The following is a 16652-nucleotide window of genomic DNA, read 5'->3' on the forward strand; positions in this document are numbered from 1 at the left end:
ACGTAGTTTCATCAGAACTAAAGTATATGAACTGCGAATAAGCAGAATGGAGATAAGTTGGTATGGCGGGGATATATAATATATATGTGATATGAAAATGGATGGAAATTTGCTTATAGATCTGAAGAATGGAGATGAAAAGGCTTTTGAAACTCTATTTTGGGAATATAATCAGCATGTATATCATTTTGTTTATTCGTTGCTATATGATAAATCTATGGCGGTGGATTTGACCCAAAACGTTTTTCTTAAAATCTGGGAGAAGCATGAGACTATAGATCCGGAACAAAACTTTGATGCCTATCTATTCACCATAGCCCGTAACTTGGTTTATAAAGAGACAGAAAACCGGTTACTCTCTGAAAAACTGACGGAAAGCCTACAACGACAGCTATCAGATGTCGATTCGCTTATGGAAGAACGAATCGACGCAGAGTCTTTACGGGAATATATTAATAGCTTGATAGAAGAATTACCGCCATCACGTCGGGAGATATTCCGTTTGAGCCGTCATGAACATTTATCATATAGAGAAATAGCGGAACGCCTCTCTATCTCAGAAAAGACTGTGGAGACACAGTTGAGTAGGGCTTTGCGTTTTTTGCGAGATCGACTTTCTTCTGATGGCTTTCTTTGCCTTATAACACTCTTTTTATAGTTAATAAGCATTAAATATCTTGTGGTTTGTAGGGGTAGATAGTTTTTATCGGATATACGTATTATATTATATGATGAACAAACGTATATACATTTACATAAAATGAAACCTTTAGATCTAATCATATTACTATTAACAATTTTCCTATCAGCTTGTCAAGATAAGCAAAAGGAAATAATAACATTGTTGGTTAAAGAATGGCAGGGTAAGCAGATTCTATTTCCGGAAAATATGGTCTTTACCAGATTTGCATCTGATACAACTAATTTCGTAATCCCGACTTCGGATTACAAAGTCTTGGTTTTTGTAGACTCAATTGGTTGTACGAGTTGTAAATTGCAATTATCCCGTTGGAAAGAATTTATCCGATATACAGATTCTATCAGTCAGAAGAATATCCCTTTCTTATTTTTTTTTCAGTTTGATGATCAGTGGGAGATACATTCTTTATTAATAAGAGAGAATTTTGACAAGCCGATTTGCTTGGATCGATCAGACAGTCTAAATCAGCTCAATCATTTTCCAAAAGATATTCGGTTTCAAGTATTTTTATTAGACAAGAATAATAAAGTGGTAGTGATAGGTAATCCTGTCCATAACCCGAACGTAAAAGAATTATATTTAGAAGAAATAGGTAGGAAACAACCTGTTGCACCAATTCAGACAACCGTAAAAGTGGAAAAGGAATCACTCTTACTAGAAACTATTCCTTTAGGGAAGAGTAAAGACACTTTGTTTACGCTTGTCAATACAGGAGACCAACCTTTAGTTATTATAGATGTAACTACCACTTGTGGATGTGCTCAAGCTTTGTTTGATAAACATCCAGTTCAGCCCGGTGAATCTCTTCATATTAAAGTGGAAGTGACACCTGAAAATAAGGGACTCTTTGATGAGACAATCACAGTAAAATGTAATACAAATCAATTAATTAAACTCAATGTACGGGGAAATACGATTTGATAAAGTCAAATTATAAAAGGGAAACTTGCCTGATATATTAGAAGCTATCACAGCAAGTTATTCGCTCCAAAATATTATCAGAAAGGAGGTGATGTGAAAGTCTAAAATTTATTTAAATGTAAAAAAAGATACAGAGGATATCTTATTCTAACTAAAGAGGATTAGGCAAAATATAAAGATCTTATAAATAATTATATTATGAGCGTTATGAAGAAATTAAGAATTATTCTTATTGTTATTGTTTTCTGTTTGGTGATGATTAATATTCTAAAAAATAATATTGATCCTTCTTTGTCTGGATTAGCGTTAAGCAATATAGAAGCTCTTGCGGGTGAAGAATGTACTACTCATTGGAGTTGCTGGTTGAACTTAGATACAAGAGCTTGTTGTAATAGTGGGTCTATCGGTTGTGCTCCATGTGATTAATTTTATGGTTCTATAACGTTTTTGTAGTGAAATATGTAATAAAATAACTTTGTTTTTATCTATATAATTCGTTGTAGAACCTAATTATTACGATTGAAACTTATCTCAAATACTTATAAAATGAAAAGATATTATTTGCTAATAATATTATCAAGCTTAATTGCTCTTTTGTCTTGTGAAAAAATAAATTATATGTATTACTTGGAAAAGGATAGTAATATGACATTTGATTTGAATTATGATGTAGAACCATATATTAAAGCTCTATTTCCTTATACAGATAAAGATGGACATCAATATATTAGTTTTCAAAATGGTTTCAAAAATCAGATTGTTTTTTATGATATACAGACAAAAGAAATGGCCTTCAAAATAGATCTTGATATAGAGGGAGATAATGGAGTTGGTTTTTTCTTAGGGTATTATATTGACAGTCTAGATAGTATTTATCTGACGAGTTTACAGCTCCCGGAAATATATAGTGTAAATAAAGAGGGGAAAATAAATAAAAAAATTTATTATGGAAAATCAAAAGATGGAAATGTTTTAAACGCATGTAACTCTTTGTCGTTTAGTTATCACCCTATACTTAAATTTAATAATAATCTTTTTGTATTGTCGGAGTGTAATCGATGGAAATATCCCAACCCTGTATCTGCAATGATTGATCTAAATACAGGGAATGTACAAGAACTTCCATTTGAATATCCCCGATTTAGTGGTGCAGATAATAAAAAAAAGAATGCTGGTGTAGAATTGTATTTTAGTAGATGTTTTAATGGTGATAAATTTATCTATTCTTTTTTCTATGAAGAAGATATATTTATAACTTCTATAGATCACAATATTGTTGAAAGAGTGAATGTAAAAAGTAATTATATTGATAGGCTTGTGATGCCGAATGATTATAATGGAACATTAAAATCTATGTGTGAAAATCCAAATTATGGTAACTTATTATATGATAAATACCGTGATGTGTATTATAGAGTTTGCTATTTGAAAACAGAGATAGATAATAGAGAAAACTATATGGAATTGTGGGATTTTGGAAGAAAGATATTTTCTATTATAATTCTAGATAAAAACTTTAATATAATAGGTGAGACTGTTTTTCCTGAATATACATATAATCCAAATCTGATGTATATTGATGAAAAAGGATTGTATATTTCTGAAAATCATTATAAAAATCCAAATTATGATGATGATAAACTGATATTTAGACTATTTAGGCTATGTAAAAGCAAAGAGAAGTATAATGATTCAGCTGTTTGAAAAGAATAATATGAAGAAATATATATTAATTATAATTTTTATTTTTATACACTTTGCCTCTTGTCAACAGAACGAAATAGATCCCAAAGAGTACTTTCTACAAGTCGTTAATATAAAAGCAAATCAACTCAATGCGGATACTTATAAGTTAAGTTCGTTTGGGAGGATGATGCTATTTGAGAGTGAGAAATGTCTAATCAAAGAGAATTATTTAGGTGATTCTCTTTTGGATAAAATATATTATACAAAAGACAGTATTCTATCTTTTTCCCAAACAGGAGAAGGCCCAGATGAAAACATCATGCCTCGTTTGATGCAAAAGAAAGATAAATCAAATGTGATTATATTGGATATACAAAAGAAACAAATTATAACCAAAAGTTTATCTAAAAGTATTTCTTCTATTGTGAATTTGGAATATATGTTTCTCTCTGCTATTCAAACAAAGCATGGGTATGTCGTTTCTGGACTCCTTGATAAAGAGGAAACAAATACTAAGAGATATGCTTTGTTTGATTGTGCAGGTAAATATGTGAAGTCTTTTGGCGATTTTCCAAATGATGGGAACGATAGTGGAGGTAAAAGTAAAACATTTGCCTATCAAGGCTATATGGTTTATAATTCAGTATTAGATAGATTGGCTACGGTTGCGGCCTCTGGCGCTATCTTTGAACTATATCAGATAGATACGATTCCAATGCTCATAAAACGTTATCACGATATTTATCCTATATACATTGATGATAGTAGATCTGGCAGGAACGGCATAAAGCATGGCAAAGAGAATGTAATCGGTTATACGGATATATATGCGACTGATCGTTATATTTATACTTTATATTCAGGGAAAAAGTTGAATCAGCATACTAATACAAGAATGTTAGATACTATGTTAAGTAATGACATTTTAGTATATGATTGGAGTGGAAAATGTATTTGTCGATTAGTTACTGATATAAAACTATTCAATATTTGTGTGACAAACGATGATAAAGAACTAATAGCCTTGGGCTGGGATGATGATTATCATCTGTATTCTTTTGATCTATCAAAGGTTACATTTACATGGTAGTAAAAAAGCATTTTAGCTATGATAGTAAGATACTTTTTTTTCTTTATTATTTTAACTTTTTATGCTTGTTCTTCGAATGAAAATGTTCTATTGGAATTAGCGTTGGATAACTCCGGAGAAAATAGATCGGAGTTAGAAGCTGTTCTAGATCATTATAAGGATAATCAGAAGAAACAGGAAGCTGCCCGCTTTCTAATAAGTAATATGATAGGGAAGCAAGTATTAGATAGTAACTCGGTGAAAGGAAACCATGTGTATTTCGATGCTTTCGCTAATTATAGAGAGACATACGGTTCCTTTTTATATGATATCCAATACGCTATATATGATAGTATAAACAAATTGTATTCTTATACAAAAGTAAATCCTCGCTTTTTATCTGATTTGAAAGAATTGTCTTCTGATTATCTTATACATCATATAGATCAGTGTTTTCAAAATAAAGAGCGATATCCTTGGTGTAAGAATATGGACTGGGATATTTTCTTTGATTATGTACTCCCTTACACTACAGATAATTGTCATTGGGAACATGCTGGGAGTTATTTTGATCGAAAATATGCTTCACTACGAGATTCTATGTATATGTGTTCGTATGAAGAAATTGGTAAAGCTATATCGGATGAGGTAGAGCAGGGCTTTCTCAATGAATGGATAATCTTTACCGGTAAATATCAAGGATTGCGCCCTATGACTTTCCAAAATATAGTAGCCACTCAAATGGGAACTTGTTTAGAAAAGTCTACATATAAAATTGCTGCATTGAGGGCGAATGGTATACCTGCTGCATTAAATATGGTTCCCTGTTGGGGAAATTCACAATATCCTCATTCATGGGTCGAGATTATAGGGAGTAAGCAATTCGGCATGATATATGATAATACACAAAGACCTTTCCTTACTAAGGATGACATTAAGATAGACGGGATGTTTTGGAGAGATGTCTATCAATCTAAAATTGATATGTTTCCGTCGACTATTACTATTCAATATTGTAGGACTGCTCCTAAAGTCTATAGGTATAACTATCGGATACAACCCCACTCGCTCGCTATCTTGTCTAAAGAAGAAATACCTCCTTTATTCAAAAATCCGGGGATTCAAGATATCACGGACCAGTATGTCGTATGCGAAGATATAGAGGTACCACTTTGGAATGAGAAACATCCCAAAGAATATGTCTATTTATGTTGCTATGATATTATTGGTTGGAATCCAGTGTGTTGGGGGCGACCGGAAGGTTCCAAGGTACGTTTTCCTAAAATGGGGGTTAACATGCTCTATCTTCCCGCTTATTATAATGATGGAGAGATACGACCTGCTGGAGATGCGTTTATTCTGACTCGTGAAGGTAAATTACGTAAGTTATTACCAGATTTTGAAAAAGCGGAAAGTTCTGCTACATTCTATTCAAAAGTTCCATATAGAATGAATACGGCGCTTCAAGCCGCAGGAACGATAGGAACCCGCTTTTATGTTTGTAACAAGAAAGATCTTTCGGATCGTTCTTTGATATATTCTATTGAAAATCCTCCCTTTTATGTGGATAGTTTCCGTATATCTGTTTCCCAAAAATATCGTTATTTGATCTGTGATTTTCAAGAAACACAGCCATTGGGCTATTTTTACGCTATAGCGGAAATAAAAGTATTTGGAGGCGATGGCCAGCAGTTTTCCGGAGAGTGGGGTGGAAATGAAGGGACTAAAGGACATGGTCTCGATTTGGTGACAGATCAGGACCGAGTGTCTTATTATCAACCAGATCAATTTCAAAAAGATCAATTTGTTGTTCTAGATCTAGGCGAACCTAAACAGATAGCGAAGGTGGAATTTTATCCGAGGAATGATGATAATAAGATCGTAACGGGAGAATTATATGAACTCTTCTATTGGGACAAAAAGTGGATATCATTAGGTAAACAGTATGCCGAAGACAATAAATTAATTTATCAAAATATTCCACGGGAATCTATTTTTCGTATTCATAACCATACACGAGGAAAAGAACATCGCCCGTTTACTTATGAAGGCGGAAAACAAGTGTGGTATTAATTTGTGTTAAATCAAGGCTTTCTTGATTTTTCCGTGTAAGGGTAAAGTTCTTTTTCGGGATATACTTATTACACGATGAGAAAAATGCATACACATATCGAATTATTGGATCGCTTCATGAGTGGTAAGACTTCACCGGAAGAAGAGCGAACTCTTTTGGCGTGGTTTAGAGATCCCGATCATAAGGAAGAGATCATGGCTTTTTATAAGTCTAGATGGGAAGAATCTTCCGGGAAAAAGCTTCCTCCTAAGCTACAAGGACAGATGTTTTGTGAGATTAAAAAGCGGATGAGACAAGAGAAAAAAACTCTGGAGATAAAGAAGAAACCGCATACCTTATGGAAGTGGCTTTCTTATGCGGCGGTGGCTTTAATATGTATAGGCCTTGGAATTGGCTCCCATTGGTATAATATGAGACAGGTCCCACCACCTGATCCATTGGATTATGTGGTGTTGGCAGATAATGGGCAACGTGCTAGCGTGGTTCTTCCTGATGGGACGAAAGTATGGTTAAATTCGCATACTAAACTTAATTATAAGAGTGATTATGGCGTGAAAGAAAGATCAGTTTCTTTATCTGGTGAGGCTTATTTTGAAGTTTCGAAAGATACATTGCGCCGTTTCTTGGTAAATGCGGGGGATATGGAAGTCGAGGCGCTAGGCACAGCTTTTAATGTGAAGGCGTATGAGGAAGATGACGAGGTGGTTACGACCTTGTTTGAAGGCAGTGTACGAACAGCGGTTGGAAAAGAGTTTGTGATTCTGTCTCCGGATGAGAGTGCGGTTTTTAATAAGTCTAGTCATATATTATCTGTTAATCACCCGACAAATGCTTCTTATGCCCGTCTTTGGCGTACGAATGAACTGGCCTTCTCTGGCGAGTCGTTGGAGGAGATCGTGGTATTGTTGAATCGAATGTATAATGTTGAAGTTTGTTTTTTGTCCAATAAGATTAAAGGCTACAGTTTCTCGGGGGTGATCCGGAATAATAGTCTGGATAATGTATTTGAAATAATAAGCCTTACGGCTCCGATTACGTATGTGTCGGTAGGTGATACTATTTATTTAAATGAGAAATAGAAAGTTGAGTGTTAACCTAATAAAGAAGAAGCCTATGAGATGAGCTAGATGATTGTAGTAAAAAAAGAAGAAAGGCAAGGCCCTTCTTCCTCTTAAGCAAAATCACTTGTATATAATATCTTCAAGGAAATAACTAGCCGGTTATAAATAAGATAGAATATGTAAATGATTTGCTTGTAAAGTTACCTGTTTAAAATCTATGTATTATTAAAAAATTTTTAAAAATGAGTAATTTCAAGCACTCTTTTTTCCGGACACTTTTGTATGCCCAATTATTGTCGGGCTTTTCCGGAGTTGCGATTGCCGCCCAGATATCGTTGTCGGTAAAGGATAGACCGATGCGGGAGGTTATTAAAGAATTAGAGGAAACGACTGAATATCGTTTTTTCTATAATGATGGGATCAAAGGTCTGAATTCTCCGATCTCTGTTGACGTGGAAGATGCGGATATTAATGCTGTAATGGATGCGATAGCAAAGCAAGCGAATGTGGCTTATGTATTGAAATCGGGTCATCAGATCGTTTTATCATCGGTAAAAACTGTTCAGCAACAAGGTAATAAGAAAGTTACCGGTACGATTACAGACCCGAAAGGGGAACCAATCATCGGGGCGAATGTGGTCGTGAAAGGATCTACCAATGGTACCATCACGGATATAGATGGTCATTTCTCTATTGAGGTAACTCCGAATGCGATACTTCAGGTTTCTTATATTGGTTATGTGGCTCAAGATGTTCCGGTAGGCAATAAAGATAATTTGGTTATATCTATTCATGAGGACACGCAGAAGCTGGATGAGGTAGTCGTGGTGGGTTATGGTTCCCAGAAAAAAGTGAATTTGACTGGTGCGGTAGAGCAAGTGACTAGTGATGTATTCGAGGGGCGTCCTACGGCTAACGCTACTCAGATGTTAGAAGGAGTTGTCCCGAACTTGAATATTTCCTTGTCTGATGGTAAACCGGGGCGTACGGCGGATTTTAACGTACGTGGTGCCGGTTCTATCAATGGGGGTAGTGCTTTGGTGTTGATTGATGGTGTGGAAGGAGACCCTTCTATGTTAAATCCGAATGATATTGAGAGTATTTCCGTATTGAAGGATGCTGCCGCTTCCGCTATTTATGGCGCACGTGCTCCATTTGGCGTGGTTTTGATCACGACGAAGAACGCTACGGAAGGTAAGCCGAAGGTGACATGGTCTTCTAGCTATTCATTACAATCACCACAGAATGTGCCGGATGTAGTTTCCGATGGTTATATTTGGGCAAAGCATTTTTATGACGCTTATTTTAATTACAATCAAGCGAATCCTTCTGGTATCAACAAGACACAGCAATTTTCCGTGGCTTGGCTGGACGAGTATAAGCGCCGTCATGAGACGGGCGATTTCGGGACGGTGATCTCTGATGGCTCTATCGGTACAAAAGGCCGTTATGTATATTATCCGGAAGGAACCGACTATTATGATCTGATGTATAAGAAGAGTGTCTTTGCGCAGAATCAAAATCTTTCCATCTCGGGTTCCGACGGGAAGTTTGATTATTATTTGTCAGGACGTTTCTATAGTTACGATGGACTTTTCGATAGCGATGAGCAAACGGATAAGTTCAAGACCTATAATATGCGCTTCAAAGGAGGTTATCAGTTAACTCCTTGGTTGAAGATCAACAATAACTTTGAGTTTTCCCATAATAAATACTACAATCCGATTACCTATTCGGAAGGTTCTGGTGTGGTATGGAGAAATATCGCGGACGAGGGACACCCGTCATCGCCACTGTTCAACCCTGATGGTACGATGACTTATTCTGCCGTCTATACCGTAGGCGATTTGCTTTATGGACGTAGCGGTATTACGACAAAGAACTCCAACTTGAAGAATACTACGACATTCAATGCGAAGTTCTTGGGTGACCGTTTGCGTGTGAATGGTGATTTTACTTATCAACAGAAGACGCAAGAGAAGACTAAGAAACAGGTGCGTTCGCCATATGCGCGGTCGGCCGATGCGAATGGCGAAAGTAAGATCGAATATATCACGGGTACTTACTCCAACTTGGCGGAGACAACTGATCATACGAACTATCTAGCAACGAACCTTTTTGCGGAGTTTGAGGAAACCTTTGCCGAGAAACATTATTTTAAGGCTATGGCTGGATGGAATTACGAGAAATCTAGCTTCAAACGTATCTATGCTTATAATGATGACCTGTTGACGGATGACGTGGACAACATGAATCTGGTGATGGGTACTGATAACCGGAGCATTACCTCACAATGGAAGGCTTATCAGTTTGGTGGCGCTTTCTTCCGTTTGAATTATGCCTTTGACGATCGCTACCTATTGGAGGTAAACGGACGTTACGATGGTTCCTCCCGCTTCCCGAGTGATGAGCGTTGGGCTTTCTTCCCCTCGGCTTCCGTGGGTTGGCGAATCTCGCAAGAACCTTGGTGGAATGTTAAGTCCGAACATATCTCTAACGCTAAGGTCCGGTTTTCTTGGGGCTCTTTGGGCAATGCGGCCGGATTGAGTAATTATCAGTATATCCAGACATTGGGTATCAGCAAGTCTGATTATATTCTTGACGGTTTGCGGCAGAATTATATGTCATCTCCGGCGGCTCTTCCCGGCAACTTGACGTGGGAAACCGCCACGACGTATGATATCGGAGTGGATTTGGGATTCTTCGACAATCGTTTGACCGTGAGCGGAGATTATTATATCCGTAAAACAACCGACATGATCGTGAATGGCCCGACCGTACCGGATGTGTTCGGTGCTTCCTCGCCGAAAGGTAATTATGCGGATATGTCTACCTATGGTTATGAGTTGTCTTTGGAATGGAAAGATGGATTTGATTTAGCTGGTAAGCGGTTTAATTATAGTATCAAGGGAACATTGGCGGATTACTATTCAGTGATCGACAAGTTTAATAACGCGAATATGTCATTGAGCGAGTACGCAAATCAGTCGCTCGACAAGAATTATTACGAGGGAATGCGTATCGGTGAGATTTGGGGGTTTGTATCCAATGGCTTGTGGCAGGATCAAGCTGGCATCGATGCGGCTGAGGCCGCTGCGAAAGCTGCGGGGCAATCCTATTATAACCCACTTATGCAAACATCGAAAACCTATAAGTTGTATCCGGGCGATATTAAGTTCGAAGACTTGAATGGCAACGGCTATATTGACCGCGGACAGAATACGGTAGATGATCCGGGCGACCGTAAGATCATTGGTAACGAGGAGCCTCGTTATATTTATAGTTTTACGCTCTCTGCCGATTGGAACAATATCTGGGTAAGTGCTTTCTTCCAAGGGGTGGGTAAGCAAGATTGGTATCCGTCTAATGAAGCCTCTACGTTCTGGGGGCAGTACAATCGTCCGTATAACCAGATGCCCTCTTGGCATGTGGACAACTATTGGACTCCAGAGAATCCGGATGCTTTCTTGCCTCGTTACACGGGTTACTATGCGCCTTTCTATGGAGGTCATAAGAACGCCAACACGCGCTATTTGATGAATGCGGCCTATCTACGCTTGAAGAACATACAGGTTGGCTATAATTTGCCATCAGAATGGATTAAGAAGTTGCATTTGACAAATGTAGGAATTTATCTTTCCGGGGAAAATCTCTTTACATGGTCTCCGCTTTACAAGTATTCCAAGGATGTCAATGTATCGAATATCGGTGAATCGGATAAGGACTTGACTTCCAGCAACAGTGGTGATGGATATAATTACCCGATGATGAAGTCGTTCAGCATCGGCCTGAATGTTACATTTTAAAGAATAGGAGATTATACGAAATGAAAAAGAATATATTATTAAGCGGTCTGGTGGCACTTTTGGCTATATTTTCGGGGTGCGAGATGAATGAGGAACCAAAGTCGGAGGCTTCTGTGGATATGGTGTTTAGCTCCGAGAATGGTTTGAAGACGTATACGTACTCATTTTACAATGTCTTGCCTTCCCGAGGAAGCGCTTTCCGGCGTGATGCTACGGCAGATTATGGGGTGAAAAATTCCTTGGGTGGTATGGAGGTTGGCGCTTATACTACGAATAGCGCGACGAGTTGGTCATGGTCCGCTCTTCGTAATATAAATTTCTTTTTGGAGAATAACGTGAATGAGTCACTAAGCACGACTATCCGTGACAATTATAATGGTATCGCACGCTTGTTCCGTGCTCGCTTCTATTTTGATAAATTGGTACAATATGGCGAGGTACCTTGGATTGATAAGGTATTTAACGAGGCTGAAGACCCGGATCTTTATAACCCGCGTGATACACGTGATGTGATTATCGGGCATATCTTGGAGGATTTGGATTATGCGTATACGAATATATTGGAAGAGGATGTCACGCATAATTCAACGATCGTAAATAAATGGACAGCTGCCGCTTTCAAATCTCGTGTTTGCTTGTTTGAGGCTGCTTGGCGTAAATACCATGCCGCTGACCAATTGGATATCGCTCGTACGGGATGTACGGAATATTCGGCCAAAGATTTATATAAACTAGCGGCTGAGGCGGCTAAGGAAGTTATGGATAACGGACCGTACAAACTTTATACTTCAGGTGCTTATAGCGATGGCCGTGGAGCGTATCGCGAACTTTTCATTGCCGATAAGGCCGTTACCACGGAGGTAATGATGGCTATCGAGACTGACAAGGTGTTAGGACTGGGTGAGCAGAATTGGTGGTATAATTCCTCTACTTACGGACCACACTTATGCATGAGCCGTAAATTTATGCTGTCATACTTGAATGCGGATGGTACGCCTTATGTCGAGAAAAAAGCGGATGGAAGCTATAAGAATTTCGTGGAGGAGACAACAGGACGTGATACCCGCTTGAACCAGACGATCCGGGGAGCGGATTATACCCGTAAGAATGCTTCTGGTGTTTATGAGCCGACGGCAGCTAATTTCACGGGACATACATTGACGGGATATCAGTTTACGAAGTTTGCCATGGATGACGTGGCTTACGATGATGCGGCTACGAATGATAATGACATTCCTATCATGCGCTATGCTGAGGTTTTGTTGAACTATGCTGAGGCTAAGGCTGAATTAGGCGAACTGACTGATGCGGATTGGGCGGCTACGATAGGTGCGCTTCGTTCTCGTGCGGGAATTACGGGAGGCACACCACAGACAGGTACATTGACAACCCGTCCGTCATCTGCGGAACCTTATATCGCTTCTTATTACCCGACGATCTCTGATCCTTCCTTGTTGGAGATCCGTCGCGAACGTGGTATTGAACTTTGTCTGGAAGGCTTGCGCCTAAATGATTTGAAACGTTGGAATTGTTGCGATCTTTGGGTGAACGATCCTTGGGAAGGTATCTTTATCCCGTCACTTAACCAACCGCTGGATGTGAATGGCGATGGTAATTATGACGCCTATTTCTATGATACGGACAAAATCGCTGATGAGAAATATGCTGCGATTGGTGTCTATGTAGGTACAAATAAGAGTAATGTGCTAAACGTGAAGCCGGTTCAAGGTGGTTATTTGATGGAGTATAATTATGCTGGACGGAGCTGGCCGACTCGTCAGTACTTGTATCCGATACCGGAGGTTGTAATCCAGTTCAATACGAATCTAAGCCAGAATCCGGGTTGGTAATCAAGGGGGTATCATGAGAAACTTAATTATAGTGTTTATCTCTTTATTTACTTTCTGCATAGGGATATCCGGACAACAGAAGTGTAAACTGAACGTGGGTAGTTTTAATCTGCGGTATGATAATGAGGGGGATAAGGATGATTCATGGGCACACCGCAAAGACATGGCGGTATCTTTGGTTCATTTCCATGACTTTGATGTCTTTGGAATCCAGGAAGGACTGATTCACCAAGTGAAGGATTTGGTGAAAGATGGTACGTATACGTTTGTTGGTGTAGGTCGGGATGACGGAAAAGAGGCAGGGGAACATGCCGCGGTCTTATTTAAGAAAGATCGGTTTAAATTATTGGACTCGGGAAATTACTGGTTGTCGGAGACACAGGATAAGCCTTCTTTTGGCTGGGATGCGCAATGCCGGAGGGTTTGTTCTTGGGCGAAGTTGAAGGATAAGGTTTCGGGAAAGGAATTTTATTTCTTTAGTGTGCATTTCGATCATATCGGTAAAGTGGCCCGTCATGAGTCTGCTTTGATTATGTTGGCTAATATTAAAAAGATAGCGGGGGATTCCCCTGCTATCTGTGTAGGTGATTTCAATGGTACGCCGGATTCTGAGCCTATACAAATATTGAAATCCGATGGTTTACTGTTGGATTCACGGGAAATCTCAAAAACACCACCCTATGGAACGGTAGGAACGACAAATCAATTTAATTTGAATGCTCCGATGAAGAATCGAATTGACTACATTTTCGTTACCAAGAATATTCACGTGAATAAATATGGTACGTTGAATGAGTTCCAATACGGTCATTACCCTTCAGACCATTTCCCGATTATGATTGAGGCTGAATTTTGAGTTTAAGGATTAGGATGTTAAAAATAATTATAAAGGTATGAAGAAGCTAATTTATTCTTTCTTATTTCTCCTTTGCTCCGTGTTTGCGTTGCAGGCGGAGTCTATGGTAGTTGCCACTTATAATTTGCGTAACGCGAATGCGGGTGACTCGACGAATGGTAATGGCTGGGGGCAACGGTATCCGTATATCGCCCAGTTGATTCAGTTTCACGGTTTTGATATTTTCGGAACTCAAGAAGGCAAGTACCAGCAATTGCAAGACCTTAAAAATGCGATGCCCGGTTATGATTATATCGGGGTAGGGCGTGATGATGGTAAACAAGCCGGGGAACACTCTGCCATATTTTATCGTAAGGAGAAGTTTGAGGTACTGGATCATGGGGACTTTTGGTTGTCTACGATAACCGATCGCCCCAATAAGGGATGGGATGCCGTTCTTCCCCGTATTTGCACATGGGGTAAATTTCGGGATAAACAAACCGGCTTTACTTTCTTGTTCTTTAACTTACATATGGATCATATTGGCGTACAGGCCCGTGCGGAAAGCGCGAAACTTATCCTTAAGAAGTTGAAAGAATTTCCGGAGAAGCTACCGGCGATTCTGACAGGTGATTTTAATGTGGATCAACATAATGAATCCTACTTATTACTGGACAATTCCGGTATTATGCGGGATTCTTATCAGATAGCGGATTTCCGGTATGTACCCAACGGCACGTTTAATGCCTTCCATGCGGATCGCAAAACAGACAGTCGTATCGATCATTTATTCCTTACGAAAGAGTTTGATGTGAAAAAGTACGGAGTCTTGACGGATACGTATCGTTCGGAAGCAAAAGAAAGCGCTCAAAAGGAACAGGATGCGAACTTCCCTAAAGAAGTTTCCATGCAGAAGTATGTCGCTCGTACGCCATCTGATCATTTTCCTGTAATGGTTGTGGTAGAAGTAGAATAGAAAAACTTTAAGAAAAATAGAGGCGATCGCTAGAGGTCGCCTCCTATTCTGTAGAAATATTATAGAGGTTCTATTTACTCATTCTTTTTATAATAATTACCCATAAAAGAATTAATTGTATCAGAATAACAATTACCTGTTTCTTTGGATGTATGGGGTCTTGTTGGATCGATTCCTCCCTTAAACTGATCGAAATAAGTATATCTTATTTTCGTATAATCCGTAAATGCTTGTTCGGGAGAGGTATTAAAATGTCCATGCATAAAAAATTCCCAAGTATCGTCTACACCCGCATAATTCTTTTTGGCAAACCCTTCTATCGTTATATAATCCGAATTGTCTTGGGAGATAATGGTAGCGTAATGATGAGCGGTACTATCTTTCACTGTAAAATTCAACATGCTAGATTTACTTTGACTTTCGTATCGGCCAAACAGAGAGGCAACCATATCGCACCCTCTGGGCATTTTAACCTCTTCAGAGTGGGTTTGTTCGTAAAGAAATGCCTCTCTGGTACATAGACCTAAGGTATCAATTGAGATACGACTCTTTATTTGTCGTAATTTCGATATAAGGGAATCTATATTATTTACAATCGGACCATACATCTCGTGGACATCATCCCTTTCACTATTATTATCAAAGACGGTAGGTATATAGGAAGAGGGCGACAAGGCTACTTCCAGATCAGACTTCAATGTGGTTAAATTTTCGATCAAGGTATCATAACTTCCAGTTACAGGCTTTTTACCTCTTTCTGGGTAGAGCCAAGAGGAAAGTTTAATGTGAATTTCTTTATACATTTCATAGACAGAAGTAAATTGACTCTGTTCGACCGGCCATTTAAATTGCAACTGAACAAAGAACTTCCTTAAATTCTCACTGCTTTTTCTTATCTCGTTCACCTCTTGATAGAGCGAATTAAATTCTTCATTATATCCACCTGTAACATCATTAAGATTTGAAAAACTTGAAATTAACTTTTTACTCGAAAAATCATGTTCCTTTTTCCATTTCGGTTCTACCCGGATATACTCTTTTGTACGGTATGTTGAATTGAGTCTTGTAAATTGTCTTTTTTCCTTTGGCACAAACTCAATCATAGCACCTTCCTTTTGCATAATAGTATTAAAATCTAATACATACAATTCGTGATTTGGATATTCCAAGCCGCAAATAGCTTGGCCAGAATTGGAAATATTATAAATTTTCCCACCTTCCGTGAAGGTAGCATATCGTTGAATGGGTACAAAATTATTGACTGATGGTATTTTTAGCTCGTCTTTTATTTTAGTTCCTGGACTGTTATTATTTATTTGACATTGAATAGCCTTCCTCTCAAGCAACTTATCATGAGAAGACTGTAATATTTCACACAAAGATGCTTGCTTGGAATTACCAACATGACCAACAAGGGTATGCGGTGTTCTCTGTTTTCTTTCAGCATATGTTTTCATGACAACTTAGATTTTAAACTATTCGTAGATAAAATCGGAGATTGCGTTCTGTTTTTTCCAAAAATAATAATTTTGCAGGAAAATAAATATTAAAATAACCAATCGAATAATAATTTTTCTACATTTGCGTTACAGGAGATTTGAGGAAAGACACGATTGATCCCTTGTAAAATATATTTCTGAGATCTATTACAACTGAGTCTCGGCAAGACTATGG

12 protein-coding genes are annotated in these 16652 nt (G+C 38.3%); 11 read left to right on the top strand and 1 reads right to left on the bottom strand.

What is annotated here, in order from left to right:
• The first annotated feature begins 91 nt into the window (after positions 1 to 91).
• The 11 genes from NBH16_RS22540 (at position 92) to NBH16_RS22590 (ending at position 14978) form a co-directional block, all read left to right on the top strand.
• On the top strand, positions 92 to 658 hold the full coding sequence (locus tag NBH16_RS22540; RefSeq protein ID WP_057319840.1) for an RNA polymerase sigma factor: 567 nt from the start codon (positions 92 to 94) through the stop codon (positions 656 to 658).
• A gap of 102 nt (positions 659 to 760) precedes the next feature.
• Positions 761 to 1621: a DUF1573 domain-containing protein gene (locus NBH16_RS22545; protein ID WP_250789091.1), complete on the top strand. Its 861-nt coding sequence runs from the start codon at positions 761 to 763 to the stop codon at positions 1619 to 1621.
• A 207-nt stretch (positions 1622 to 1828) separates the two neighbouring features.
• Positions 1829 to 2047 (top strand): NVEALA domain-containing protein, encoded by a 219-nt coding sequence (locus NBH16_RS22550; RefSeq protein ID WP_157257407.1) that lies wholly within the window; start codon positions 1829 to 1831, stop codon positions 2045 to 2047.
• Between the two features lie 120 nt (positions 2048 to 2167).
• On the top strand, positions 2168 to 3325 hold the full coding sequence (locus NBH16_RS22555; RefSeq protein WP_250789092.1) for a DUF4221 family protein: 1158 nt from the start codon (positions 2168 to 2170) through the stop codon (positions 3323 to 3325).
• Entirely contained in the window at positions 3309 to 4397 is a 1089-nt protein-coding gene (locus NBH16_RS22560; RefSeq protein WP_005863554.1) for a BF3164 family lipoprotein, read from the top strand. Before NBH16_RS22555 ends, NBH16_RS22560 begins: the two co-directional genes overlap by 17 nt.
• A gap of 18 nt (positions 4398 to 4415) precedes the next feature.
• Positions 4416 to 6449 (top strand): transglutaminase domain-containing protein, encoded by a 2034-nt coding sequence (locus NBH16_RS22565; RefSeq protein WP_005863552.1) that lies wholly within the window; start codon positions 4416 to 4418, stop codon positions 6447 to 6449.
• 75 nt (positions 6450 to 6524) lie between these two features.
• Entirely contained in the window at positions 6525 to 7529 is a 1005-nt protein-coding gene (locus NBH16_RS22570) for a FecR family protein (protein WP_250789093.1), read from the top strand.
• Positions 7530 to 7753: 224 nt separating this feature from the next.
• A complete protein-coding gene (locus NBH16_RS22575; RefSeq protein ID WP_005863548.1) occupies positions 7754 to 11317 on the top strand; it encodes a SusC/RagA family TonB-linked outer membrane protein in 3564 nt (1187 codons plus the stop codon).
• Positions 11318 to 11337: 20 nt separating this feature from the next.
• Positions 11338 to 13167: a RagB/SusD family nutrient uptake outer membrane protein gene (locus NBH16_RS22580; RefSeq protein WP_005863546.1), complete on the top strand. Its 1830-nt coding sequence runs from the start codon at positions 11338 to 11340 to the stop codon at positions 13165 to 13167.
• A gap of 13 nt (positions 13168 to 13180) precedes the next feature.
• Positions 13181 to 14023 (top strand): endonuclease/exonuclease/phosphatase family protein, encoded by an 843-nt coding sequence (locus NBH16_RS22585; protein WP_005863544.1) that lies wholly within the window; start codon positions 13181 to 13183, stop codon positions 14021 to 14023.
• Between the two features lie 37 nt (positions 14024 to 14060).
• Entirely contained in the window at positions 14061 to 14978 is a 918-nt protein-coding gene (locus tag NBH16_RS22590; protein WP_005863542.1) for an endonuclease/exonuclease/phosphatase family protein, read from the top strand.
• A 74-nt stretch (positions 14979 to 15052) separates the two neighbouring features.
• Here the strand turns inward: NBH16_RS22590 and NBH16_RS22595 are convergent, their stop codons facing one another.
• The gene (locus NBH16_RS22595) at positions 15053 to 16435 is read right to left on the bottom strand and encodes a hypothetical protein (RefSeq protein ID WP_048926993.1); all 1383 of its coding nucleotides are present in this window, start codon (positions 16433 to 16435) and stop codon (positions 15053 to 15055) included.
• Between the last annotated feature and the right edge of the window lie 217 nt (positions 16436 to 16652).

It is taken from the genome of Parabacteroides sp. Y3-G-102 (assembly GCF_023656845.1).
Classification (GTDB): Bacteria; Bacteroidota; Bacteroidia; order Bacteroidales; family Tannerellaceae; genus Parabacteroides; species Parabacteroides distasonis.

Excerpts from the sequence above, each read along its gene's own strand:
- NBH16_RS22540 (WP_057319840.1), top strand. The coding sequence starts at position 92 with ATGAAAATGGATGGAAATTTGCTTATAGATCTGAAGAATGGAGATGAA.
- NBH16_RS22545 (WP_250789091.1), top strand. The coding sequence starts at position 761 with ATGAAACCTTTAGATCTAATCATATTACTATTAACAATTTTCCTATCA.
- NBH16_RS22550 (WP_157257407.1), top strand. The coding sequence starts at position 1,829 with ATGAAGAAATTAAGAATTATTCTTATTGTTATTGTTTTCTGTTTGGTG.
- NBH16_RS22555 (WP_250789092.1), top strand. The coding sequence starts at position 2,168 with ATGAAAAGATATTATTTGCTAATAATATTATCAAGCTTAATTGCTCTT.
- NBH16_RS22560 (WP_005863554.1), top strand. The coding sequence starts at position 3,309 with ATGATTCAGCTGTTTGAAAAGAATAATATGAAGAAATATATATTAATT.
- NBH16_RS22565 (WP_005863552.1), top strand. The coding sequence starts at position 4,416 with ATGATAGTAAGATACTTTTTTTTCTTTATTATTTTAACTTTTTATGCT.
- NBH16_RS22570 (WP_250789093.1), top strand. The coding sequence starts at position 6,525 with ATGAGAAAAATGCATACACATATCGAATTATTGGATCGCTTCATGAGT.
- NBH16_RS22575 (WP_005863548.1), top strand. The coding sequence starts at position 7,754 with ATGAGTAATTTCAAGCACTCTTTTTTCCGGACACTTTTGTATGCCCAA.
- NBH16_RS22580 (WP_005863546.1), top strand. The coding sequence starts at position 11,338 with ATGAAAAAGAATATATTATTAAGCGGTCTGGTGGCACTTTTGGCTATA.
- NBH16_RS22585 (WP_005863544.1), top strand. The coding sequence starts at position 13,181 with ATGAGAAACTTAATTATAGTGTTTATCTCTTTATTTACTTTCTGCATA.
- NBH16_RS22590 (WP_005863542.1), top strand. The coding sequence starts at position 14,061 with ATGAAGAAGCTAATTTATTCTTTCTTATTTCTCCTTTGCTCCGTGTTT.
- NBH16_RS22595 (WP_048926993.1), bottom strand. The coding sequence starts at position 16,435 with ATGAAAACATATGCTGAAAGAAAACAGAGAACACCGCATACCCTTGTT.